General features: G+C 60.5%; 20 protein-coding genes. 7 read left to right on the top strand and 13 right to left on the bottom strand.

The features are described from left to right. Nucleotides 1-11: 11 nt before the first annotated feature. From AC0L25_RS05125 to AC0L25_RS05150, 6 genes are all read right to left on the bottom strand, one after another. Nucleotides 12-3,440, bottom strand: coding sequence for an acyl-[ACP]--phospholipid O-acyltransferase (locus AC0L25_RS05125; RefSeq protein ID WP_473594483.1), 3,429 nt, complete (start codon nt 3,438-3,440; stop codon nt 12-14). A 73-nt stretch (nt 3,441-3,513) separates the two neighbouring features. Continuing rightward, on the bottom strand, nt 3,514-3,696 hold the full coding sequence (locus tag AC0L25_RS05130) for a hypothetical protein (RefSeq protein ID WP_473594484.1): 183 nt from the start codon (nt 3,694-3,696) through the stop codon (nt 3,514-3,516). A 275-nt stretch (nt 3,697-3,971) separates the two neighbouring features. Next, nucleotides 3,972-4,202, bottom strand: coding sequence for a hypothetical protein (locus tag AC0L25_RS05135; protein ID WP_473594485.1), 231 nt, complete (start codon nt 4,200-4,202; stop codon nt 3,972-3,974). Nucleotides 4,203-4,882: 680 nt separating this feature from the next. Then, nucleotides 4,883-5,170 carry a hypothetical protein gene (locus tag AC0L25_RS05140; RefSeq protein WP_473594486.1) on the bottom strand — a complete coding sequence of 96 codons (288 nt, stop codon included), beginning with the start codon at nt 5,168-5,170 and terminating at the stop codon, nt 4,883-4,885. A gap of 393 nt (nt 5,171-5,563) precedes the next feature. Continuing rightward, on the bottom strand, nt 5,564-6,436 hold the full coding sequence (locus tag AC0L25_RS05145; RefSeq protein ID WP_473594487.1) for a 5'-3' exonuclease: 873 nt from the start codon (nt 6,434-6,436) through the stop codon (nt 5,564-5,566). 567 nt (nt 6,437-7,003) lie between these two features. Then, nucleotides 7,004-7,168 carry a hypothetical protein gene (locus AC0L25_RS05150; RefSeq protein WP_473594488.1) on the bottom strand — a complete coding sequence of 55 codons (165 nt, stop codon included), beginning with the start codon at nt 7,166-7,168 and terminating at the stop codon, nt 7,004-7,006. A gap of 56 nt (nt 7,169-7,224) precedes the next feature. Between AC0L25_RS05150 and AC0L25_RS05155 the strand changes: the two genes are divergently transcribed. After that, nucleotides 7,225-7,509, top strand: a complete 285-nt coding sequence (locus AC0L25_RS05155; protein WP_473594489.1) for a DUF982 domain-containing protein — start codon at nt 7,225-7,227, stop codon at nt 7,507-7,509. Between the two features lie 3 nt (nt 7,510-7,512). Here AC0L25_RS05155 and AC0L25_RS05160 read toward each other — a convergent pair whose 3' ends face one another. After that, nucleotides 7,513-7,884, bottom strand: a complete 372-nt coding sequence (locus AC0L25_RS05160) for a hypothetical protein (protein ID WP_473594490.1) — start codon at nt 7,882-7,884, stop codon at nt 7,513-7,515. A 23-nt stretch (nt 7,885-7,907) separates the two neighbouring features. Between AC0L25_RS05160 and AC0L25_RS05165 the strand changes: the two genes are divergently transcribed. The 4 genes from AC0L25_RS05165 (at nt 7,908) to nadC (ending at nt 12,307) form a co-directional block, all read left to right on the top strand. Further along, nucleotides 7,908-8,867, top strand: a complete 960-nt coding sequence (locus tag AC0L25_RS05165) for an NUDIX hydrolase (RefSeq protein WP_473594544.1) — start codon at nt 7,908-7,910, stop codon at nt 8,865-8,867. A 65-nt stretch (nt 8,868-8,932) separates the two neighbouring features. Next, entirely contained in the window at nt 8,933-9,907 is a 975-nt protein-coding gene (gene nadA, locus AC0L25_RS05170; protein ID WP_473594545.1) for a quinolinate synthase NadA, read from the top strand. Continuing rightward, on the top strand, nt 9,904-11,451 hold the full coding sequence (locus AC0L25_RS05175) for an L-aspartate oxidase (protein WP_473594491.1): 1,548 nt from the start codon (nt 9,904-9,906) through the stop codon (nt 11,449-11,451). The genes nadA and AC0L25_RS05175 overlap by 4 nt, the downstream gene beginning before the upstream one ends. Before the next feature lies 1 nt (nt 11,452). Beyond that, entirely contained in the window at nt 11,453-12,307 is an 855-nt protein-coding gene (gene nadC / locus AC0L25_RS05180) for a carboxylating nicotinate-nucleotide diphosphorylase (protein WP_473594492.1), read from the top strand. 388 nt (nt 12,308-12,695) lie between these two features. On the opposite strand, the gene AC0L25_RS05185 is transcribed toward nadC, so the two are convergent. From AC0L25_RS05185 to AC0L25_RS05210, 6 genes are all read right to left on the bottom strand, one after another. Next, nucleotides 12,696-13,793, bottom strand: coding sequence for an ABC transporter ATP-binding protein (locus AC0L25_RS05185; protein ID WP_473594493.1), 1,098 nt, complete (start codon nt 13,791-13,793; stop codon nt 12,696-12,698). A 13-nt stretch (nt 13,794-13,806) separates the two neighbouring features. Beyond that, a complete protein-coding gene (locus tag AC0L25_RS05190; RefSeq protein ID WP_473594546.1) occupies nt 13,807-15,519 on the bottom strand; it encodes an ABC transporter permease in 1,713 nt (570 codons plus the stop codon). Nucleotides 15,520-15,666: 147 nt separating this feature from the next. After that, nucleotides 15,667-16,986: an ABC transporter substrate-binding protein gene (locus AC0L25_RS05195; protein WP_473594494.1), complete on the bottom strand. Its 1,320-nt coding sequence runs from the start codon at nt 16,984-16,986 to the stop codon at nt 15,667-15,669. 222 nt (nt 16,987-17,208) lie between these two features. Next, entirely contained in the window at nt 17,209-18,285 is a 1,077-nt protein-coding gene (locus AC0L25_RS05200) for a sigma 54-interacting transcriptional regulator (protein ID WP_473594495.1), read from the bottom strand. A gap of 606 nt (nt 18,286-18,891) precedes the next feature. After that, nucleotides 18,892-20,883: a MacB family efflux pump subunit gene (locus AC0L25_RS05205; protein WP_473594496.1), complete on the bottom strand. Its 1,992-nt coding sequence runs from the start codon at nt 20,881-20,883 to the stop codon at nt 18,892-18,894. Next, nucleotides 20,884-22,107: an efflux RND transporter periplasmic adaptor subunit gene (locus tag AC0L25_RS05210; RefSeq protein WP_473594497.1), complete on the bottom strand. Its 1,224-nt coding sequence runs from the start codon at nt 22,105-22,107 to the stop codon at nt 20,884-20,886. 589 nt (nt 22,108-22,696) lie between these two features. Between AC0L25_RS05210 and AC0L25_RS05215 the strand changes: the two genes are divergently transcribed. Both AC0L25_RS05215 and AC0L25_RS05220 read left to right on the top strand, forming a co-directional pair. Further along, a complete protein-coding gene (locus AC0L25_RS05215) occupies nt 22,697-23,425 on the top strand; it encodes a response regulator (protein WP_473594498.1) in 729 nt (242 codons plus the stop codon). Continuing rightward, nucleotides 23,425-24,804: an ATP-binding protein gene (locus AC0L25_RS05220; RefSeq protein ID WP_473594499.1), complete on the top strand. Its 1,380-nt coding sequence runs from the start codon at nt 23,425-23,427 to the stop codon at nt 24,802-24,804. The genes AC0L25_RS05215 and AC0L25_RS05220 overlap by 1 nt, the downstream gene beginning before the upstream one ends. The last annotated feature ends 31 nt before the right edge of the window (nt 24,805-24,835 follow it).

Consider the following 24,835-nt stretch of genomic DNA (forward strand, 5'->3'; position numbering starts at 1 on the left):
GTGCGTTCCGATCAGGCGGCCCTGGTCTTCATCTCTTCTTCGCTGCGCACCATCCTGGTCACAGCGGCGAAGTCGAGCTTGCCGGAGCCGAGCACCGGCACCTTGGCGACGACGCGCACCTCGGCCGGCACCATCAGGTCCATAGCGCCGCTGGCCTTGGCGAACGCCAGCAATTCGGCACGCGTGGCGCCGGAGGCCTCGGTGATGAGGATCAGCTTTTCGCCCTTGCGGACATCCGGCACGGTGGCGACGGCCGAGAGCGAGCCTTTCCACAATTCGCCTGCCAGCGCCTCGACTGCCGCCAGCGAGATCATCTCGCCGCCGATCTTGGCGAAGCGCTTGGCGCGGCCGCGAATGGTGATGAAGCCGGCCTCATCTATCACGACAACGTCGCCGGTGTCATGCCAGCCGTCCTCGAGCGGTTCCAGCACGCCGGGCTTCTCGGCCCTGAGATAGCCCGCCATGACATTGGGGCCGCGCACAAAAAGCCGTCCGCCTTCGTCGACGCCGGGCACCGGGTCGAGGCGATATTCCATGCCCGGCATGATCTTGCCGACGCTGCCGGAGCGGTTGTACATCGGCGTGTTGATGGAGATCACCGGTGCTGTTTCGGTGACGCCGTAGCCCTCGAGGATGCGGACACCGAACTTCTCCATATAGGTCATGCGCGTCGACGGCTTCACCGGTTCAGCCCCGGCAAAGCAATAGCGTATCGAGCGGAAGTCGTAGGGATGCGCGGTTCGCGCATAGCCGGCGAGGAAGGTATCGGTGCCGAAGATGATCGTCGCGTTCGAGGAATAGATCAGTTCCGGCACGATGCGGTAGTGCAGCGGCGACGGGTAGAAAAAGACCGGCACGCCCGAGATCAGCGGCAGCACGGTGCCCGCAGTCATGCCGAACGAGTGGAAGATCGGCAGCACGTTGAACACCTTGTCGCCCGAATGGAAGTCGATGCGCGAGGCGGCCTGGGCGGCGTTGGCCAGGATGTTGCGGTGGGTCAGCACGACGCCCTTGGGCGTCCCTTCCGAACCCGAGGTGAACAGGATCACCGCCGGATCGTCGGGCTTTCGGGCAACGCGCGGCGTGCTCTTGCGCAGCAGTCCGAGTAGTTTGTCCTTGAGGTCGATGGTGGCGCGCAGATCGTCGAGCCAGACGATTTCGACCGAGCCGCCGAGTTCCTCGACCACCGGGCCGAGCTTTGCCTGTTCGACAAACGCGCGAGACGTAAGGACCGTCCGCACCTCCGCGGCCTTGCAGGCCGACAGGATGTTGGCCGCACCGGCGGTGAAGTTCATCATTGCAGGGACCTTGCCGGCCGACATGACGCCGAGGAGAGCGGCGCAGGCGCCGTTGGCGTTGGGCAGCATGATGCCGAGCGTCTGCTGGCCGGCATAGAGGTGCTCGAACTTCTCGCCAAGCACGGCGGCAGCCGTCAACAGCTTGCCGTAGCTCAGCGAGCCGGTGACCGGGTCCTCGACGGCGAGCTCTCTCATGCCGCGTTCGTTTGCCGTCTGGATAACCTTTTCCAGCACCGTCCTGTTGATGTCCTGGGTGCGGAAGACGAGATCCGACATCACCTGATAGAGGGCGGAGCCCGCCGCGGCGCGGCGCTTGCGGCCCTTCAGTTCTTGCGGCACTTCGAGCTTGACCGGTTCCAGGATGGTCACCTTGACCTTCGGGAACAGCCGGCGGCGCACATGCTGCGAGGTCAGCCGCGAAAAGTAGCTCTTTTCCAGCCCGTCGATGCGCACCGGCACGACCATCGAGCCGGTCTTGTCGGCCACCATGGCGGCGCCGTCATAGACCTTCATCAGGCCGCCGGTGACGGTGATGCGCCCTTCCGGGAAGATGACCAGCGGGTCGCCGCCCTGCACGATCTTGATGAGCGTGCGGGTCGACATCGGCTTGGCCGGATTGAGAGGCAATGCCCGGGCGAGTTTCATGAACGGCTTCATCCACCAGGCCTGGGCGATGGTGTAGTCGATCGCAAAGACGGGCTCCTCATCTGTCAGCGTCAGGGCCAGCGGGCCGTCGAGGAAGCTGACATGGTTGAGCGCCAGGATGGGTGCGACGCCGGCCCTCTTGAGGTTGTCCATGCCCTCGACTTCCAGGCGATGGAAGGCGCGGAACAGGATGGAGACGAAATCGCGGAAAGCGTTGGTCGGCAGGAATTTCAGCATCAGCCATGCGGCGACGGCGTTGGCCGCGGCGAGGCCGAACAGGATAACGCCAAGGGAGACGCCGGTTGCCTGGATCACCGCGACGAGCAGTCCGCCCACCGTCATAAAGCCTGCATTGACGATACTGACCGCGGCGACGATGCGGGCGCGGCGTGCTTCAGGCGACCAGGCCTGCACAGCGGCAAAGGTCGGCACCACAAGGAAGGCGCTGGCAATCGCCATGCCGGCGAGGTCGATGGCAACACGGAAGGTGTACTGTCCGGCAAAGAAGAGGCCAAGAGTTTCGGCGCCCGGCGAAGGCTGCATGCTCCAGATGATCCAGGCCAGGTCGAGGCCGAACAGCGCCAGCAGCGCCGTGCCGACTGGTGCCGGCAAGAGCACGATACGCCCCTGCGACATCCACGCGGCGATTGCCGAACCGATGGCAATCGAGACGGCGAAGACCCCGAGGTAGACGGTAACCGCCATCTCATTGCCGCCCAGCGAATCCTTGACCAATGTTGGCAGGATCGAAAGCACGATGGCGCCGATCAGCCAGAACCACGACGTCATCAGGCCGGCGCGCCAGATCCGCTTGTCGTCACGCAATCCGTTGACCTGACGCCAGGTCGAGCGAAAGATGTTCCTGTCGATGACAAGGTCGGGCGCCGCCGAGCCGGTGCGGGGAATGTAGCGGCTGACAAACCAGCAAGCGATGGCGAGGATCATCATGATCGGCCCGAACACCGCGACGCCTATGCCGTCGGCCGAGACGACGCCGCCAGCAATGGTGCCGCCGAGGATGGCGGCGAAGGTTGCCGATTCGATCCAGGCATTGGCGCGCGGCAATTCCTTGCGCTCGAGATGATCCGGCAGGATGCCGTATTTGATCGGTCCGAACAGCGCCGAGATGATGCCGAACATGAGTAGCGCCGTCATCAGTACCGGGATCGACGACAGCGCGATACCGACGACGGCGACGGCAGCCGCGGCAATCTCGGTGAATTTCAGCCGGCGGGCGATGAGAGCCTTGTCGAAGCGGTCGGCGATCTCGCCGCCAAGCGCCGACAAAAGCAGGAAGGGGGCCATGAAGACGGCGCCCGCCAGGGTGACCAGTGACGCCGCCTGGTCCGCCGCCAGCGTGAATAGAATAAGGAACACCAGCGTGTTCTTAAGGAAATTATCGTTGAAGGCGGACAGGAACTGCGTCCAGAAGAGAGGCGCAAAGCGCCGTGACCTCATCAGATGGCTGTTTTTCCGATTGATCGAGGCGATTTCCATAGCGGCGACTTCCATTGGGCAAGACCGTTGCATCCTGTCTTGCGGTTTGAGCCTTGTTGTAGCGGGAACGCGGTTACACTTCGTTACTGCGGCTGACCTCCATCAGCAGCTTTTCGGTCTTGGCATCTTCCAGCCGGTTGATGCAACGGCTTGCCTCTTCCGAGTCAGGCAGCGTCTTGGTGATGGTGATCGAGGCATGCACGAGCATGATTGCGGCCATGGCGTAAAACCCCTTGGCAGCGATGCTTGCCTCCATGAAGTAGACGCCGCCAGCCATCATCGTGGCGGCAACGGCGAACTGGCCTTGGTGAATGTATTCCAGGGGCTTCAGTCCTTTGGGGAATAGTGTTGGGGGACATCGGTATAATCGTTTTGTTTCAGGGTTAGGTTGGGTCGGTGGCGGGCTGTTTCAGGCCGGATACAATCAGGCTGGTTTGCCAATCCTGCTGGCCAGGATCGAGCACAGCGTCGGCACTGCTCTTCAGCGGCGTGCCGCATCCGGCGGCGGCGAGTTCGCTAACAGCGGCGGGGTCACCCGACTTGTTCCATCTCGGCCATAGCGGCGGCGGTGACGTCGATCTGCTTTTGCCTACTGCGCAGGCGCAAAAGCGTCTCCTCTGCATCTTTGAGCGACGACAGCTGGGTGGTGTTGCCGCGGCCACCTTGCGCTGGCCCCGCGGTGTTCGGAGGTTTCGTTAGCGAAGGTTTAATGACGACAAAACGGGACGCCGGGCGCAAGGATCGGAAGGGCAGGCTGATCAAGGCGGCGCAGCCGCATATCCGGCTCGGGTCTCGTCGGCTTGCGTGCACGTGACATCACGGCCGATGCCGGCTGCGTGCTGGGCGAGCTCTAGACCGCCTCCGCCGACCTGGACAAGCTCATCCTGCACGTCAATTCGGCAACGCTCGCCAGGCTCGGAGCGGCCTTGCGGCAAGAGGCGACCGGCGAGCCGAGGGCAAGGCTGGAGGCGGTTGCTAAGGAGTATCTGCGCATTGCGCGCGACAATCGCATGAATGGAATGCGCGTTCGAACACTACATAGCGCCGGGCGTGCCGGTGTCCGAATGGCACCTGGCCGAACATGCGGTCTCATCCAGCATCTGGTCGAGCCGCTCGCCATGCTGCTTCCGACGCTAACACGCCGCACCTCCTGGTGTTCGTGCGCACGCTGTTTTCCGCGGTGCATGGCATCGTCTCATTTCACTCGAAGACCGGTTCATCGGACTGGCCCCATCGATGTCGAAAGCGAACCTGCTGATTTTGTCGACACCCTCGTGGCCGGCCTCAAAAGTGCGAGTTGAACAGTCGGGTTGGCTGTGAACCGCGGAAACCGGATTTAACGACCTTCAGGCACTTGGGTGAACTTCATATCGGCCCCAATAGGACTCCATCTGAGTAGTCGCGCCGTTGGTTGCGACGGGTGCCAAGGGCCGTACCTGACTCTATGTTCCCTTCACGATCCTGGGCTTAATCGGTCGGCGGGATTGAGCCGCGCTCTCGGGCGCCATGGCCAACCGCTTCTCATCTTCGATGGCGCGATCGACTGCTTCGATTTCCTCTTGGAGCACCTTCAGCTCGGCTCCGTAGCTGGAGCCGTCGCTGTCCCCGATCTGAAAGCCACTTGCCCGCATAGCATCCCGAGTGTGGTGCACGTTACGGACTCCTTCGCGTCGAGTCGCGACCAGGATTTCCCTGAACTCTTCAAGTCGTTCAACGTGATTGCGAGGCATTTGCGTTCTCCTATTTCGTCGTCATCGTCGCTGACGGCGTTTCAGCACGGCAAAAACTTACGGCGCATAAGGTTTAAGCGACTCTAAGAGATACGCTCGACAGAGCATGAATGCGGAAGCTCAAATTTGAACGTCTTGAAACAGCGTGGAGCGCGGAAGCCGGAAAATTGGCTTGCGTCTGCGGCTCGGCGCGGATGCCGGTCAACCCGGTTGCCGATTCTGGATCGCGAGGATCCGTTTATGAGCGCATAACGACGCGTGGTCTGCACAGCGTGTGCGATTGGGGAATCGGCGCTTGGGCCTTCCAAAGGCCGCTTCCAGACCTCGCCTCCGAAGTTCAGTTACGGCGAGCCTTGAGCGCACGTGCGAGGAGCCGGGTGTCATTTAGCTGGATCATGCACGTCTCGAACTCTTTGGTCGGGCCGTGCCAGCGCAGCTCTTCGACGTTATCGAAAAGTCGGTGCGCAGCGTCGCCAGATTTTTGAACAAAAGCGCGAGCTCTCTACGCTTGCCGAGGGCTTCAGGCGGAAAGCTTTCAAGAGGGCCGTAGCGGCCAAGCAGCCGGGCGGCCGAGACCAGGCCGATGCCTTCGAGACCCGGGTAGCCATCGGCGGCATCACCCACGAGCGCGAGGAAATCTGGAATCAGGGCCGGCTCAACTCCGAACTTCTCGCGTACGCCGGCGGCATCGCGAATTTTCTGGGTCCTGCGGTCTACCTGGACCACATGGTCGCCGCGCACACACTGCGCGAGATCCTTGTCCGGCGTCCAGATGCACACCTTCTGCACGCCCTCATTGGCAGCCGCGCTGTGTGCCGCAGATGCCAGCGCGTCGTCGGCTTCCAGCTCGATCATCGGCCAGACCGCCACTCCCATCGCCGCCAGGGCGACCTCGAGGGGGTGGAACTGGGCGAGCAATGCCGGCTCGATGCCATCCCCGGTCTTGTAGCCGGGCCAGAGCTGATTTCTGAACGATTCGATTACATGATCGGTAGCCACCCCAATGTGTGTGGCGCCATTCTCGATCATCTCCAGCACTGTGTTCAGCACACCAACGACGGCGCCAAAAGGCTTGTCTTGGCCGTTGTTGAACCGGCGTTGGCCATAGAAGTGGCGAAACAGTTCGTATGTGCCGTCTACTAAATGAACGATCATCGCAATCCTCGATGAAACTGCATCCGGCCCGGTCTGCAAAGCTAGACCGACAGTTGGCCTTCTCCAAACCTTGATGTTGGTGCGCTCGGCCGTCCCGTACGCCAACCGCACGCCATGTCTCTCGCCGCTTACCTTCCAGTCGCAGGCGGATACTTCTTTCTCCGCTTACTCGCTTTTGCAACGGGGGACCATTTGGTTCGCGGGAATATCCCTTCTTCCAAACCCAGCGAAAAACGGTTTGCGTGATCTCGCAACTTGCGTGCGCAGGACGGGAATGGCGACCTTTGGAGGCTCCGATAGAACCGGTCGATCCTTCGAAGGAGGTGGTCATTGGGAACATTATCGTCGAGACAGAAATCGTGAGAACAACTGCGCCGGCGCGCCACCCGCGATCCCATCATCGTCCATTCCTCCAGAATCAAAAGGTGGATGAATCACGACACCGCAAGCCGGTCAACGCCGACCAAATCGCCGCGGACGAAGTGGTGAAATGGTGCACCAGCGCGAAGGCCGGCGTGATCTCAGATCGCAGCGCAGGGCGCGCGCGGTCTGGTTGTTCATGCCTCGGGTGGCTGGAATATTCCCGAAAATTGGTTCGCGCTTGTGCTCAAGGAAGCCGGAAGGGCCGCGGTCACTCGGGCGAGGACGTTCGGTATCCGTCGAGTCTGCAGGTCCGGGTTAGCCGGTTTTCCGGCGCTGCTGCGCTAGCCATGGCGCCAGTCTATGCCACAGCGCACAGTCGCGAAGCAGGCGCGGCAGACGGACTTTGCGGTTGGAGATGCTCAGTTCAGCCTCGACGGCATCGGGCAGCGGAACTCTGAATTCACGATGATGCGCTTTCATGCAACCACTGCCGTGCCTTCGCGTTTAGCCACCTTCAATCCTGGCGAGCGATAGAAATGACGGCGTTTATTCCGATTACAATCTACCTGAATCACAAACCGGTAGTGGTCGCGTCGATAGCCGACGCAAAGACAGCGCTTCAGCAACCATGGCCAGTCATGGGCAAGCCGTCCCGACTTGAAGCAATCCGAATGGTTGAGGAGTGCCTGGCCGGACACTGCAGCCAACACGCTGCGATCGCTGCCTTCCAGACGGCCGCAACTGAACAGGGGCTTCTTAAGCGAAAGCCACCAAGCATCGGCCTGAAGAAATTTGACTGGGTTGCTGAAGACCTGATGTGATGGTCATGCCGCCTCGCCATCTTGAACTGCTGACATGCCTGGCCCGCCATCCCCTGTGCCGACCGCTTCCGCGGGGTCCGCATTCTTCACGTCGATCTTGAGAACCCGGCTGCGCTCGACGGCGGAGCGCTGGACAGAGCGGCGCCCACCGTGCGGACAGGCCGCGAGGTCGGTGGCGCTGTTGAACCGCTTCGGGTGAATGAACAGTGTGACGATGAAAGCGGTCCGCTTCTCCAGCGCGGCCCGCACAAGGATAAGGTGCGTTAATGCAGGTGCGAAGAGCCAAACTGGTCGCAGCGCGGTGCAGCGTTGACGGGCAGTCGGGCGCAGTCCACCTTCGAGCCGGCGCCGATCCATCCGGCGCCAGCGAAGCACGAACCGAACCTTTTTTGGGAAACATGCAGGGCCAGGCGACAGGGACAAGGAAAGACAAGGCGGCCAAGGCCCACGAAGCGAGTGTGGACCTCATTGCGGTGGTCGTGGCCTTGGCCGACCAGGAGCCCTGCGTTCTCACCATCGGCGAGGCAAATGCCCTGCCCTCAGGTCCGTTCGAGCTCGGTCACCGTTCCTTACAGTTCGGGCTGAGGACATGGGTGGAGCACCAGACCGGCCACCTGCTCGGCTATATCGAGCAGCTCTACACATTCGCCGACCGCGACCGGATCGGCGATGAACGCCAGGAGCGGGTAATTTCGATCAGCTATCTGGCTTTGACCCGCATGGACCATGCTGCAGGCTCGCCCAAACGGGCATGGCGCAGCTGGTACGACTTCTTCCCATGGGAAGACCGTCGTTCCGGCATCTCGTCCATCGCGACCGATATTCTGCAGCCGCGCCTTGTCGCGTGGGCGGAGAACGTCCCTGAAGCTGCAGCGCGCCGCGAGAGGCGTCGGCGAGCAGCAATCGCCTTCGGCTTTGACGATCATCCCTGGAACGAGGAGTTCTGCTTGCAGCGTTACGAGCTGCTGTATGAGGCCGGTCTGGTGGAAGAGGCCACGCGTGGACGCGCCGCGTCCGGCGCGTCGACCTGCGGCGCCATGATTGCCGATCATCGCCGCATCCTGGCCACGGGAATCGCGCGGCTGCGCTCCAAGATCAAATACAGGCCGGTCGTTTTCGAACTGATGCCGCCGGTCTTCACGCTGCTCCAGTTGCAGCGCGCGGTGGAGGCGCTGGCCGGCAGGCTCGTCCACAAGCAGAACTTCCGCCGCCTGATTGAGCAGCAGGAGCTGGTTGAGGAGACGGGAGAGACGACAGCCGACACCGTTGGCCGGCCGGCGAAGCTGTTCCGTTTCCGGCACGCCGTTCTCGACGAACGGGCAGCCGCAGGAACAAAATTGCCGCTGGCGCGGGCTTGACAACCATTATGCTCAGGGTAAGCATATGCCGATTATACTCATGAAGAGCATAAATTGGAATGCTGATGCCCGGCTCATCGTCGCCTGCCGCGTCCCTCTATGAACGTGTACGACGCGTAATCCCGCCGATCGAATGGCTGGCCTTCTCGGACGACATCGACGCCATCCTCGCGCTGAAGCATGAGCGCAACGCCGTCATTCTCGCGCACAACTACCAGACGCCCGAGATCTTCCACGGTGTGGCCGACATCGTCGGCGACAGCTTGGCGCTCGCGCGCAAAGCAATGACGGTCGACGCCGACATCATCGTGCTCGCCGGCGTGCATTTCATGGCCGAGACGGCCAAGCTCCTCAACCCGGATAAGACGGTGCTCATCCCGGACCTCGGCGCCGGCTGTTCGCTGGCCGACTCCATCACCGCCGCAGACGTGCGTCTGATGCGGCAGCATTATCCGGGCGTCCCGATCGTCACCTATGTCAACACGGCCGCCGCGGTGAAGGCCGAGTCCGACATCTGCTGTACGTCGGGCAATGCGCTGGCTGTGGTGGAATCCCTGGGCACGTCACGGGTGATCATGCTGCCAGACGAATATCTGGCGAAGAACATCGCCATGCAGACTTCGGTGGAGATCATCGCCTGGAAGGGGCACTGCGAGGTGCATGAGCGCTTCACGCCCGCCGACATCCGCGAGCTGCGCGAGACCCACCCGGACATCACCGTGCTCGCTCATCCCGAATGCCCGCCGGATGTCATCGCCGAAGCGGATTTCGCCGGCTCGACAGCGGCGATGTCCGACTATGTCGGTCGCCATAAGCCGGCGCACGTCGTGCTGATGACCGAGTGCTCGATGAGCGACAATGTCGCGGTCGAGCATCCCGAGGTGGAGTTCGTCCGCCCCTGCAACCTGTGCCCCCACATGAAGCGCATCACACTCGCCAACATCCGTGCCTCGCTCGAAGAAAACCGCCACCTCGTGACCATCAATCCGCAGGTTGCGGACCGAGCTCGACAGGCAGTGGAGCGGATGCTCGCAGTATGAGCTCCGACGTCCACGATCTCCGCGACCGCCCGGTGATCGTCGGCGGCGGCATCGCCGGCCTGATGACAGCGCTTCATCTCGTTCCCAAACCGGTCATCCTCCTTTCCAAGGCGCCATTGGGCGAAGAGGCGTCGAGCCCGCTGGCCCAGGGCGGCCTTGCAGCCAGCCTGGCCGCCGACGACAGCCCCGACCTGCATTTTGTGGATACGGTGTCGGCCGGCGACGGGCTTTGCGACGAAGCAGTTGTCAGGCGCGTCGTCGAAGCTGCCCCCCAAGCGATCGCAAATCTCGAGCGCCTGGGGGTGCACTTCGACCGTGCACCCGACGAGACGCTACGGTTAGGGCTGGAGGCCGCACATTCGCGTCGGCGAATCGTCCACGCTGCCGGCGACGCGACCGGCCGCGAGATAGTTCGGGCGTTGGGAGATGCGGTGCGACGGGCACCTTCGATCACCGTCCTGGAAGGTATGGAAGTTCGGCGCCTGCTCGTTGAGAACGGCACCATCTTTGGTGTGGTTGCGGTCGGAAGCGCGGGCACGGCCGCGTTGTCTACCAGCCGTGTGGTGCTCGCCACCGGAGGTATCGGCGGTCTGTTTCACGACACTACGAACCCGATGGGCTCGTTTGGACAAGGGCTGGCGCTTGCAGCACGTGCTGGCGCGCAACTTGCCGACCTGGAATTCGTGCAGTTCCATCCGACCGCCCTCGACGGCCCGCAGCGCCCGATGCCGCTGGTCAGCGAAGCCGTGCGCGGCGAAGGCGCAGTTCTCATTGACGATCATGGCCGGCGCTTCCTCGCCGACACAGCGGGCGGCGAGCTCGCGCCGCGCGACGTCGTAGCGCGGGGCGTGTGGCATCAGCTCGAGGCCGGGCGCCGCGTGTTCCTCGACGGACGGCAAAGCCTCGGGCCGAGATTCGCGGAGCGTTTTCCGGCGATTGCCTTGCTGTGTCGCCAGGCGGGAATAGACCCGGCTGTGGAGCCCGTCCCGGTGCGCCCCGCGGCCCATTATCACATGGGTGGCGTGGCCGTGGACGCAGAAGGGCGCAGCTCGGTGCCGGGCCTGTGGGCATGCGGCGAGATAGCCTGCACCGGATTGCACGGCGCCAACCGACTCGCCAGCAATTCGCTCATCGAAGCCGTGGTGTGCGCGGCCTGGGTGGCCCGGAGCGTCGCCGCTTCGTCATCGGACAAACAATGGCGGCCATTCCCCGCGATCGTGCCGTCCCGGGCAGACGCATCGCTAATCCGTCCGATCGTCTCTCGGTCCCTCGGCATCGTGCGCGACGGCGAGAGCCTGCGCAACGCCGCGGCGACCTTACTGCCTCTCGCCGCCGGTGGCGACCTTGGATCCGATCCCGCTATGGTCGCGCTGATGATCGCGGTCGCAGCCCTTCGTCGCGAGGAAAGCCGCGGCGCGCACTTTCGTTCCGATTTCCCTCGGCACAGCGCGCAGCCCCGCTCGTCGCGGCTGACGCTGGACGAGGCCTTCAAGACGACATCCAGCTTCGCCGATATGGCGGCGCCGCTCGCAAGGAGAGCCTGACATGGCTTTGGCAGTCATACCGCAGATCATGTTCGAGCCGCTCGTGCGCGCCGCATTACTAGAGGATCTCGGACGAGCCGGCGATCTCACAACCAATGCGATCGTCCCCGCAGGCGCCACCGCGACGATGGTACTCGCGGCTCGACAGCCTGGCGTGATAGCGGGCCTCGATGTCGCCGCCCTCGCCTTCCGTCTCATCGACCCGGCGATCGAAGTCGACATGGCTTACCCGGACGGCAGCAGCACTGCCGCCGGAGAGGTTATCGCAACGGTACACGGTTCCGCTCGCACCCTGCTTACGGCGGAGCGGACGGCGCTCAACTTCCTGTGCCACATGAGCGGCATCGCCACGGCAACGTCGTCAGTCGTCGAGGCCGTGCGCGGCAACAAGGCGCAGATCGCGTGCACGCGCAAGACGACGCCGGGCCTGCGCGCGCTGGAGAAATATGCGGTGTGCGCCGGCGGTGGCTGCAATCACCGCTTCGGTCTCGACGACGCCGTGCTTATCAAGGACAATCATATCGCGATCACCGGCGACATCCGCACGGCAATAGACCGGGCACATGCCAGCGCCGGCCACTTGGTCAAGATCGAGGTTGAGGTCGACACGCTCAACCAGCTCGAAATTGCCCTTGCAGCCGGTGTCGACGCGGTGCTTCTGGACAACATGTCCGTCGAGGAACTTGCCCAGGCGGTGTCGATGGTAGACGGCCGCGCGATCACCGAGGCTTCTGGTCGCGTGACACAGGCGACGGCACCCGCCATTGCTGCCACCGGCGTCGACCTCATTTCTGTCGGCTGGCTGACGCACAGCGCGCCGATCCTTGATATCGGACTGGACTGGAATAGCTCATAGGTGAGCAGGGCTTCAGGATCACGATAAGAAAAAGCACAAAGTTCAGTCGTGGGAATGCCAGTACGACAACCCATCTTACGCAGCTTTGACCACGCGGCCGGCCAAAGCTTGCAGCCGCACCGCTTCTTCGCGCTGCGGACGCCCACCGCCCCCGAGTGCCGAGGACCCGCCGACGCGAACTGCTTCTGCTACTGATGGACCCTTTGCGCCTGAGGATGTGCCAAAAACGTTTTGGACCCCTGCATGGATTCGAAGCCCTGCAGCCACCTCTGCGTTATTCCTTTCGGACAGAAGCGCTGTTTTGTGCGCGTCGCCGGAGGTCCCCCGGGGAGATGAGATGGCCGCGGAATAGAAAGTGTGGTTCCCCGGACTTTTCATCGCCAGGCGGTCACTGACTCAGCCAGAGCATTGCGTGCTTTGAAAGTGCGACCTTTGTGGTTGTCCCAACTTCCTTCAGGATCGTGCCATTTCGGAAAGGCATCTCGACAAGAACTTCATTGACACCGACCTTAACGCTATACCGCACGCTGGACCCTAGAAACTCTCGGTGGATGATTGTTCCCGGCAAGACCATATCGCTGGCGTCGGATATTCCGAATGAGGCGTTTTGCGGTCGGAAGACCAGCTTTGCGTCTTCTGGTGCCAGGACCCAGGGTGGGATGGCGATAGGCGCCTCACCCGCCACGGAAAAAGCGTACTGGCTCCCATTTTGAATGACCTTCCCAGTCAGAATGTTTGCCGCTCCGAGAAAGCCCGCAACGAATAGATTTCGTGGATTGTCATAGAGTTCCATCGGCGTACCCACTTGCTGGATCTCGCCTTCTTTGAAGACAGCTATCCGGTCACAAATCGTGTTTGCCTCCTCCTGGTCATGCGTGACGAATACCGTGGTGAGACCCAACCGCTGTTGGAGTTCGCGCAACTCTCTGCGCACTTGGACGCGCATTTTGGCGTCCAGGTTCGAAAGTGGCTCATCGAGGAGCAGTATCTTGGGCTCGATGGCGATGGTGCGCGCTACGGCTACGCGTTGTTGCTGGCCGCCTGAAAGCTGTGATGGACGGCGATCTGCCAGATGCGTGAGCCCAACAAGGTCGAGAGAGGATTTTACGCGCCGCTTGATTTCGTCGGCCGGAAAGCGGCGTTCCTCAAGGCCGAACGCCACATTTTTCCAGACCGTCAGGTGCGGCCAAAGTGCATAGGATTGGAAAACCATGCCTATATCTCGCTTCCACGGTGGCAGGCTGAGTATTTCCACGCCATCGACGTGAACGCTGCCGGCCCGGGCTGTATTGAAACCGGCGAGCAAGCGCAGCAGGGTGGTCTTTCCACATCCGGACGGGCCCAAAAATGCAAAAAACTCGCCGGCTCGGATGTCGAGATTAATGTTTTTGAGGGCGTGGAAATCACCATAATAAAGATGGATCTGCTTGATTTGGATATCCTTCGAGAGGCTGCGCTCACCTGGCTGGACAACCATCCTGTTCATTGCTGAAAACCTTTCAATGCTGCGATCCCCGTACTTCGTTCCGGACCCGGTGCGAGCGTTGGAGAACGTAGTGAGAAACAAAAGTACAAAGCGCGATCATGATGACGGCGATGATGCCAAGTGCCGCGCCGGGGCCGCGGCCTGCGGGCGACTGCATAAAGACGTATAGACCGTAAGCTATTGGCGCATCCGCGTTGCTCTGTATCAGCATCAAGGTTGCTGATAGCTCGACAGCAGCAGTCGCAAAGCTTGTCACGAAGCCAGCGACAAGACCGCCCATCATCAGGGGCAGGACGATGCGCCGAACCGTCCGCACCTTTGTTGCGCCAAGGTTTTCCGCAGCTTCCTCGAGTGAGGTGGAAATTTGCATGAGCGCTGCATGGCATGCCCGCAGTGCGTAAGGCAGGCGCCGGATTGCGAGCGCCAGCACCACCATCACCCAGAGCGTGGCCAGTGGGGTTCCGTCTGGCAGGCTTACGCCATAAAAGGTGCGCAGATAGCCAATGCCAAGCACCACTCCCGGGACCGCCAGTGCTGCGGTTGCGGCCCAGTCGAGCCAGTGCCGCCCGACGAGCTTCGTTCGCAGCACCAAATACGCGATCGCGCTACCCAAGACGACGTCGATTAGCCCGGCCAGCGATGCATAGATCAGTGTGTTTTTGATGTAGACCGAGCTCTCGACCACGACCCTACTGTAATGAGCTGTCGTGAAGCCATCCGGCAAAGGACTGAACGACCACACCGTTGCCACAGAAAGTAGGAACAGGCCGATATGCGGCGACAGCACCAGGAACAAGATCAGCAAAACAACGCCATAGGCGATGATGCTCTCCCCGGTCCCCAGCTTGCGGCGTGCGAGGCCGCCGCCGCCTCGCTGTACTGTGGAATAGTCCTTGCCACGCATCACTGCCGCCGAGGCCCACATGGCGAAGATGGACACCGCGATTAGGATCACCGAAATCACATAGCCCATCGGGTCCGATATACCGAGCGAAGTGACGCGCAGGTAGGCCTGCGGCGCCAGCATGTCCTTGACGTTAAGGAGCAGTGGCGTGGCCAGGTCATCGAATACCTTGACGAAGACCAGCGATGCCCCGGCGAGATAGCCTGGCATTGCCAAAGGCAGGACAATCCTGCGCAGCAGCCTGAAGCCTGATGAGCCGAGATTCTGCGCCGCCTCCTCCATCGACTGATCGATGTTCCTGAGGCTTCCTGAGAGATTGATCAGGATGAAAGGAAAGTAGTGGAGCGATTGCACGAATATGACGCCGTTAAGACCGTCCATAAACGGGACCTTGAAGCCGTACGCGTCATTTAGAAGAAGATTAATCGTACCGTTGCGGCCGAACAGCAGTTGCATGGCGACCGCACCGACGAAGGGCGGCATTATCAAAGGAAGGAAACCGAGTGTCTGCACGAGAATGGCGCCGCGAAAGTCGAATCGTGTAGTCAGCAGCGCCAGCGGCAATGCGAAGACGGTGCCCCATAAGACTGACATAACCGAGACGTAGACGGAGTTCCTGAACGATCGAACAAACAAGTCCGTGCGGGCAAAGTCGACGAAATTGATCAGCGTCAGCGCGCCCGTTCCCTTCTCCGTGAAGGCGACGTAGATGACTGTTGCCGACGGCACTATCAGGAACAGGCCAAGGAAAGTGGCGATCAGGCCAGCCGTGACGAACTGTCCCGCAGAGAGCCGAATCTTTGCCGCCCGCCCGGCGGTCATGTGGGTCATAGGTCCGCTCCAGAATTTTGCAGAAAACGCGTGGAATAGGCTGGATATCAGCCAGGCGATCCACGCATCGCGCGGCTACGCGTACTGGCGGCACCATGAGTTGGTGCGCTGGCACGCGTAGGGGTATTTCCATCGTCCCTAGTTCAAGAGTGCTATTGCTTCCTCGGCCCTGACCTTAGCGGCGGCGTAGTTTTTTTGAGCAAAAGCTGCCCATTGCTGCTCAAGCTCGGCCTGACGGGCGGTCTTTTGATCGCCGCCGGTAAAAGCATCTCTGATCTCTGAACTTGCAGCCTGTTCGACCGTGATCGGCATCGTGGCCACAAGACCTCTTGCCTCGACCACCTTGGCGTTTGCGCTGGCGTTATCATTGCCCTGAAGCGCCTTTTCTGCGGCATGGATGGCAGCGGTTGCGCTCTTGAGATTGTCGAGCTGAAAGGAGATCAGTTGATCAAAGAGTGCGTCGACGACGTCCCTTCGGGCACTGGAAATTTTCGCGTCGAACGCGACCATCGACTGGAAGCGGGCATCGGTGAAGGGGTTGGGAAAGCCTTTGGGAGCCTTGGCATAGATGGCAGGGTTGATTGGAAGACGTCTGATCGACGGCTCGAGGAGGATCGTCTGGCCCTCGTCCGACAATAAGAAGTCCACGAATTTGGCAGCCCCCTTTGGATTTGGCGCGTTGGTGACAATACCGACATTGGCCGGCACCACGGTCGTTACCGAAGGATAGGCGAAGCCGACGGGGAATCCGCTGCCCTGAGCAGAGAAGGCAAAGAAATCGATGACTATTCCGATCCCGGTCTGCCCTGAATTGACTGCGTCCGGCACGCCGAACGAACGCTCTGTTACCTGTTGCAGATTGCCGCCTATGGCCTTGAGCGTAGCCCAGCCTTTATCCCAAGCTTTGCCCTGAAGGATCGTCTCAATCGTCAGATGCGTAGTTCCTGAGCGTGACGGAGCGGCGATCGCGATATGATCGTAATACTCCGCCTTTGTGAGGTCATCCCATTCGGCTGGTCGTGAGAGCCCATTGGCATCGAGATAACGCTCGTTCCACATGATGCCATAGCCCGAGGCGGCAAAGCCAAAATAGAACCCGTCGGGATCATTGACGTTGTAGGGACCGACTTTGTCGGGCAGGCCGGTTACGGACGACGGGAGTTTTACCAGCAGGCCGCGGCTCTTGAGGTTGTCAAATGCGTCGGGCGCGGACGCCCAGAACAGGTCGACCTGGTTGTTCGAGCTCGTCTCGGCGAGGAACTTCACACTGGAGCTGGTGCTCTTGTTTTGAATGTTGAGGACGAGACCGGGGTTGGCAGACTCGAACGCCGACTTGAAAGGGTCGGTAACGTCTTTCGAGAACGATGTGACGACGGTGACCTTGCTGGTCTCCTGAGAATACGCACTTGACGTGGCGGCCAGTGCGAACAGCACTGCCACCGTGAATGACTTGATCATTTTTTTCCCTCCACTGCCGCCCTTGGCAGACGACTGTGAGTGACAAGAGCAACGTTCATGCCAATAGGAAAATGCTGAGATTTTTCAAAGAAGTGCACTAGTCGAGCGGCGCTGTCTTGGGCAACACAAGTAACGCCGGCAGAAAGGGATGGGAAGAAATCGTAACATCCGATTGGGCGCGACGCAGTCACTGCACGCAGAGGAACGTCAGGTCATTGAACTTCAGTCAGGGTCCATATTGGAAATCCCGAGCTTCTTCATCTTGAGGTAGAGTGTCTTGCGTGAGATGCCGAGTGTTTCTGCAGTTGCGCCTATCTTGCCGTCATTGCGTGACAGCCGTTCTAGGATGATCGCCCGCTCGTGAAGGTTGATCTGCCATTCGAGCGTGTCAACGGCTGGTCCGGCGGCGTGTGCGTCAGCAATTTGTGGGGAGTCGTAGATGCCCAAGGCATAGCGTTCGGCCGCATTGCGCAACTGTCGGATGTTACCCGGCCAAGGACGGGCTTCGAGTTGTGTTAGCTCGGCGGGGCTGGCCTGTAGCCCCGTCCGCCCAAGACGCCGCTCTGCATGACCCAGAAAATAGATGAACAGTAGAGAAATGTCGCTCTTGCGCTCCCGCAGCGGTGGTAGTTCGACGCGCGCAACGTCGAGGCGATACACGAGATCTTCTCGAAATAACCCTCGACGGGCCAGATCACCTAAATCCTGCTTGGCCGCAGAGACGACGCGTATGTCGAGCGCAACTTCCTTGTTAGACCCGAGCCTTTCAAGTGTCCGCTCTTGCAGCACCCGCAACAGCCTAACCTGGGCGCTAAGCGGCATCGACTCGATTTCATCCAGAAACAGGGTGCCCCCGTTTGCGTGCTCTATCTTGCCGATCCGTCGCTCCTTCGCACCTGTGAACGATCCTGGTTCATGCCCAAAAAGCTCGGATTCGAGCATGGTCTCCGGGATTGCCCCGCAATTCACCGCGACGAACCGACTTTGGCCTCGCGCGCTGAAATCATGCACCGCGCGCGCTGCGACCTCCTTGCCGGTACCAGTTTCGCCAATGATCAATATGTCGGTCTCGACTTCGGCCAGGCGCATAAGCTGCCGCCGCATGACCAAAGTCGCAGCCGCATCGCCCAGGATGCGCGTTTCCCAATTGTCATTGTCTTTGGTTTCAGCCTGGATGCAGCAATTATGCTGTGTGTGAACCGCCGTTCGGGCGACATTTCGAGGTGCCCTACTTGGAGGCATTCCTTGCCGACAACGCGGCCTTCTCGTCGAAGACATGTTGGATATATTTTTCACCATTGCATCGATGCGGGGGAGCGCTCTGGACAGCCCCTGACACGCCGCAGCGACGCAAGGCGGGGTAGCAAACCCGCTGCCAGGGGCAAAGCTGCTAGTGAATCGTGGAAGAGCAACAGGGGACAACTAGCTTCCGTATTTGCGCGCCGGGCATCGTCCGGCAGCCGGACTCGACCTTATCGCCGAGAAAATAAGGCAACGCACTCATCCGGGAGCTTTTCCTGCTTTTCCGCAACGCAGCGCCGTATCGCGTCACGGCTCGAAGAGGAGTGGCCGCATATCTTTCGGATTTCGTCCCGGCACATAAGCCGCAATTCTGATGGGACCTCCACCTTTTCGTGTTGCTGCTGTTGGGCCCAAGCGCCTTGTGAAAAGAGGACCACAGAGGCAACCAGAATGACTGTATCTTTCATTGAAAGTCTCGCTTGTTGATGATCACGCCTGACATACCCGCTTAGTGAGGGCGTCGGTTTTAATTGAAATGAAGAAATATTGCTGAGCCGGTCGAGCACGGCGGCATTTCGACAAATGGGAACCACGCGTTGTACGACCTCACATAGGCCGCGAGACGAACGACGGGAAGGAAAGTCCAGGGAATGAGCCGAAGGATCACTCGGATGCAAGCGCAGCGACTGGGTCGAGCCGCGAGGCCGTTCGGGCCGGTAGGAAACCAGAAAGCAGGCCTGTCAGAAATGCGCAGCCGAATGCAATTACACCCGGGATCGGCGCAACGACAACGCTGATACCCGCGAACCACAGCGTCCCTATGATGGCGAGGCCACTGAGGATCCCAATGACCCCGCCAATCCCGCAAATCACGACTGCTTCGGTGTTGAACTGCAGCATGATATTTCGCCGTCGCGCGCCGGTTGCCATGCGAACGCCGATCTCGCGCGTGCGCTCGGTGACGCTCACAAGCATGATGTTCATCACCCCAATGCCACCGATTACGAGCGAAATAAAACCGACTGCCCCGAGATAAAGCGCCATAGTGCTGCGCATGGACTGAGCGGTGTCCAATATGGCGGTCGCATTGCGGATCTGGAAATCCTCGGTCCCATGAAGAGAGAGCAGGAGCTCCCGCAGGCCGGTCTCCGTCACCTGAATCTGCTCCACGTCTTCGACGCTTACGGTGATCGAGCTCAAATAGCGCTGCCCATACAAGCGCATGAAACCTGTGGTGAGTGGGACGACCGCTGTATCATCCATGTCGCTGCCCATTGGCGAGGCTCCCTTGGGAGCAAGGACACCAATGACTTCAAAAGGAACATTGCGAAGAAGAACGTACTTGCCGACCGGACTGGTGCGCTCTGGAAAGAGATTTTTGGCGACTGTAGCGCCCAGAACGACGACGGGGGAAAAGCTCCTCAGGTCGTCCTGATCGAAAAATACACCGTCTGACATCGCCCAGTTCCCGGCCGCCACGAATTCAGGCCAGGTTCCCTGAACTTGGGTGCGGTGGTCGATTTTTCCGGCCCGTATGGTCATAGGTGCCGCCCTGGTCGGCGCTACGGTGGCCACATTGGGCATTGCTGCAATTGCCTCGGCGTCCTGCGCTGTCAGCGTTGCAACATCGCCAGAAACCCGCGTTCCTGGCGCTCCGGGGCGCACGTTCAGGACATTGGTGCCCATCGCGGCAATCTGGTCCATGATGTTTTTGGTGCTACCGCTTCCGATCGCGAGCACCGCCACGACTGCAGCGACGCCAATTACCACGCCAAGAAGCGTTAGTGCCGTTCGGAAACGATTGGCACGCATCGAGCGGAAGGCCTGAATGACTGCCTGCCAGAGATCGTCGCTCAGGGAAGACCCGCTTCTTTGGCCGGAGGCACTGCGCTTTTCCCAACGAGCTGCTGGCCCAGAGTTGGTGTGGCTCTCGTCGGCGACGACGCGCCCGTCGCGCAGCTGGATGAGACGGTCGGCCTTCTGGGCGAGCGCAGGGTCATGCGTAATAAGCACGATCGTTCTGCCTTGCATGTGCAGTTGCTTGAGAAGCCGCATTACCTCTTCGCCGTTGCGCATATCCAGAGCGCCCGTCGGCTCATCTGCGAGGATCACCGGCGGATCATTCATTAACGCGCGAGCGATAGACACCCGCTGCTGCTCGCCGCCAGACAGTTGAGCCGGCCAATGGTTTATGCGCTCGCCAAGTCCGAGTGCGTTCAACAAGTCACACGCGCGCTGCCATCTGAGCTTTTTGGGCTGACCTGCGTAAATCGCAGGGATTTCGACATTCTCGGCGGCGGTCGCATCGGTCAGGAGATTGTAGCGCTGGAACACGAAACCGAACATCTCTCGCCGAAGTGCAGCGAGCTCATCGGGGGACAGGCTGGAAACATCCCTGCCCCAGACCAGATAGCTGCCTCTAGTCGGCCGGTCGAGGCAGCCGAGGATGTGCATCATCGTCGACTTTCCAGAACCGGAAGGGCCCACGATTGCGACAAACTCCCCCGCGTCGATCCTAAAACCGACGCCGCCAATCGCGTTTACGGTCGACTCGCCGCTGACATGTGTCTTCCACGCATCCCGGAGTTCGATAAGCGGGATTGACGACACGGAACTCTCCAAGAGGTTCGCAGGGATCTGAACCTGGTCGACCATTTAGAACCCCAGCCTTGCACCGGAGGAGCGGGCACCCGCATCTGGGCTGCCCGCTCCCTCGATGGGGCGCCGTGTTCCGGGTCCTCGCCTTGCCACACCATCAATAACTCCGGTCACGACCTCCTCTCCCGTTTCAAGGCCGGAGATAACTTCTGCTTCGGTCCGGTTAGTCACCCCCGTCCGAACAGTCCGCCGCTCAATTCCATTGGCGCTAACCACGCGAGCCTCCCATTCGGCAGCTCCCGAGCGCACGGGCCGCAGCGCCGCAACCGGAACGATCGGTACGTTTGAGACCGCGCTTTTTACGAAGAATACCTGGGCCGTCATGTCGATCATCAGCCGATGTTCATTGTTAGGGATATCAATAAGGACGTTATAGAGAATGACGTCATTTACACTTTCAGGTGTCGGCAGCACCTGAGCTACGGTCGCTCGCCAGGTCTCCTCATCATTCCCCAGCGTCCGGAAAAAAGCCGGCATGCCCGGCGTGATGTCGCCGACATCCGCTTCAGCGACCTGTGCCCTAACAGTCATTACGTCCAGATTGGCGATGCGAAGGATGGAGGGTGCCTGCTGAGTTGCATTCAATGTCTGCCCCTCCACAGCAGCGATCGACACAATGGTTCCGCCAAGCGGAGCGAAAATCTTGGTGTACCCGAGGCCAGCCTGGTTCCCGTCGAGCGTGGCTTCGGCCTCCTCGACCTGCGCCTCGAGAGATCGCAGTTTCGCTTCTGCGATGCGGACGCCGGCGCGCGCGGTATCCAGCGCCTCAGCGCTGGCCGTATTCTTGTCGAAGAGCTGTTGCGTGCGCTTCAGGGACGCGCCGGCCAGGTCGAGCTCAACACGCTGCTGTTCGGCCATTGCCTGCACGCTTTTGAGCCTGGCTTCGTCCGAGGTCACCTTTGCTGCAAGGACGGTGGCGTCAATCTCTGCAAGGAGGTCCCCTTGCACGACGCGCTCGCCGCGTTCCACATGCAGCTTCTTGAGCTGACCGGATACTTGGGCGCCGACATCGACATACTCCTTGGGCTCGAGCGAGCCCAGCGCGGTGATTGTCTCCTCCACTGAGCCAATCGCCACACGCGCAGTCCGAAACTGCATCGAAGCCTGTCGATTCAGCATCGCATATGTACCGCTGCCACCGGCGATCGACAAAATTATAATCGCAACGGTCCAAAGCCGGCGCGAGCGTTTACTTTTGGGTTGGCCCGAGCGCGCTTCCATCACCGGGACCCCACGCGGTGCGAGGCTTCCTTGCCGTCCCTGCGTTTCGTCCACCTGCGTGAACCGAGAGTGTGGTCTGCATTCAATTGAGTGCCTATTCGTCAAAGCCTGGACCGGTGCAGGCGCATCACGTTGCGCTGAAGAGCAGGCGGGCCGTCGCCAGGTCCCACCCCGCGGAGAATACGTTTGTGGGCTCGGCATAACGCCAGTCCAGGCCGATCCGGCAGCGCCAGGGTCCGGAACATCTCGCAATTGCGCCGGTCGGATGGATTTGATGGAACTCGCGTGACCACGGCGGAAGGTTCGCACTTCGCGCACATGTCCGGCTTGAGAACTCTAAAAGGCTTGATTGGAGCGGCTGGTGCTTTTGAATACATGAAGGTCTCCAAGGGACGTGCTTCAGGATAAGCATTGACCGGCCGCTCTGGTTTGAAGTGATGTTAAGATAGGTTTCTGCCCCGGCGTTGGATTGCCGGGTTCTCAACGAAGGCCGCAACTTTTAGAAACAAAAAAATATAAATGGCGCGATGACAGCCTCGGCTCATCCATAGAAAATGAAGCCAGGTCGTGGTTCGCTAGTGGATTCCGAATGCTGCAAGATCTGTCCACTTCCGCCACGCATGTCCTGCTCGTTGAGGACGACGTGGAGATCTCGCGGATTCTGTCCGAGGTCCTGTCCAAGAATGGTTTCGTCGCTTCCTTGGCAGGCACAGGGCCGGAAATGGACCGAATCCTCGAGCAAGGCTGTGTGGACGTCATCCTGCTCGACATCATGTTGCCCGGAGAGGACGGAATCAGCATTTGCCGCCGGCTGCGGGCCACTTCGCAAATACCGATCATCATGTTGACCTCCCTCGATCAGGAGATCGACCGAGTGGTTGGGCTGGAGGTTGGCGCAGACGACTATGTCGCAAAGCCTTTCAGTTCGCGGGAGCTCGTGGCGCGTATCCGAGCTCTGCTGCGGCGCACGCACGACAAGGGGCGGCGAGGCATTGCTGGGAGGCCCCTCCGTTTCGATGGCTGGCTGATCGATCCCTCCGCACGCGAACTGCGCAGCCCGGACGACGCACAGGTGACTGTTACGAGTGCCGAATTCGATCTGCTTCTTGCTTTGTGCCGTAACCCTGGTCAGGTGCTTTCGCGTGAGGGGCTTCTCAAGCTCACCCACGGCGGGTTGGCCGGCCCGATCGAACGCAGCATCGATATCCACGTAAGTCGCATCCGGCAGAAGATCGAGGCGGATCCAAGATACCCAAAGCTGATCAAAACCGTTCGGCTCGGTGGATATATTTTCACACCCAAGGTGGAGCCGACCTGATGCGCTTGGTTGCGCGTGTTCTGCCACAGACGGTAACTGGGCAAATCACCGGGCTGGTCATCGCTTCTCTCGTGGCGGCGAGCCTGGTTACGTTTATGATCGTGCTCTTGTTCTCCTATGAATCGGAGCTTTCGAAGCGATCGAGCTTTGGCATTGGCCGTGTGATCGCCATCACGAAATTGGCTAAAGCGGCGAAATCGCCAGAAGACCTTTTGAAATTGCTCGAAATGGCACGCGAATCGGGGATGGGGGTGCGAAGAATACCACTCCCGCAATTGGCACCCTCGCCAGCTAGCCCGTCCGAACAGGAACGTATAGCTGACGAACGGCTGGAGCATACCTACGGGGTCAAGGTCCTAAGAGACCGCGCACCGCCGGCCCAACGGGGGACAATGGTGGTCAGGCTCGATCAGCAGAGCGCCCTCGTTTTTGACAGTCCGCCCCTTCCAGGATGGATGAGGTTTCTCCTTGTGCCGGGGACATTTGTTCTTGTCGTTGTCACACTCTTTATTCTTTTCATTCCGGTATACGCCGTGCGCTGGATTACAGCGCCACTTTCCTCGATCGCCGCGGCGGCACACTCTTTTGGACGGCCGACTAGCGATGATCGGATTTTGAGCGAAGAGGGACCGAAAGAGGTCGCCCAAGTGGCGCGTGCCATGAACCATATGCGCGATCGGATCCGGGCGATGATCGATGACCGCACTCGTATGCTCGCCGCAATTAGCCATGACCTTCGCACGCCCTTGACGCGGCTGCGATTGCGGACTGAGCAGCTCCCCAATCCTTCGATTCGGGACCAGATGCTGCGCGACATCGGCAAAATCAGTGGCATGCTTGCCGAGACTCTCACCTATTTGCGCGAGGATGACCGCTCCGAGCCAATGCAACGCGTCGAATTAGCCAGTCTGCTGCAGACGATTTGCACGGATTTCAGCGACATGGGTCATCAGGTTTCCTACCACGGTCCCGACCGTTGCGTTATCACCTGTCGGCGCAACACGCTGATGAGGGCGATCACAAACGTCGTCGAAAACGGCGTAAAGAATGGAACGTTAGTGGATGTGCGGCTTTCGCTCGCCGCCTCACATAGTGTCCAGATCGATATTTCCGACGATGGTCCGGGAATCCCCGAGTCGCAGCGCCAAAAAGTCTTTGAGCCGTTCTTCAAAAGCGATAGCGCTCGCACATCGACGGAACGCAGCGGTTTCGGATTGGGACTGTCCATTGCGCGGGATGTCGTCAGACGCCATCAAGGCGAAATCGCGCTTCTCGGCCGAGCCCCCACCGGGCTGACTGTTCGCATTTGCCTGCCTGCCAGCCATGGTAGAGAGAAGCATGCCGCTCCCGAATTCCAGCCCCTGACACCACTGCATTGAGACCTTCGCCGTCTCGGGTGATCTGTTGATG

Source organism: Mesorhizobium sp. WSM4813 (assembly GCF_055811555.1).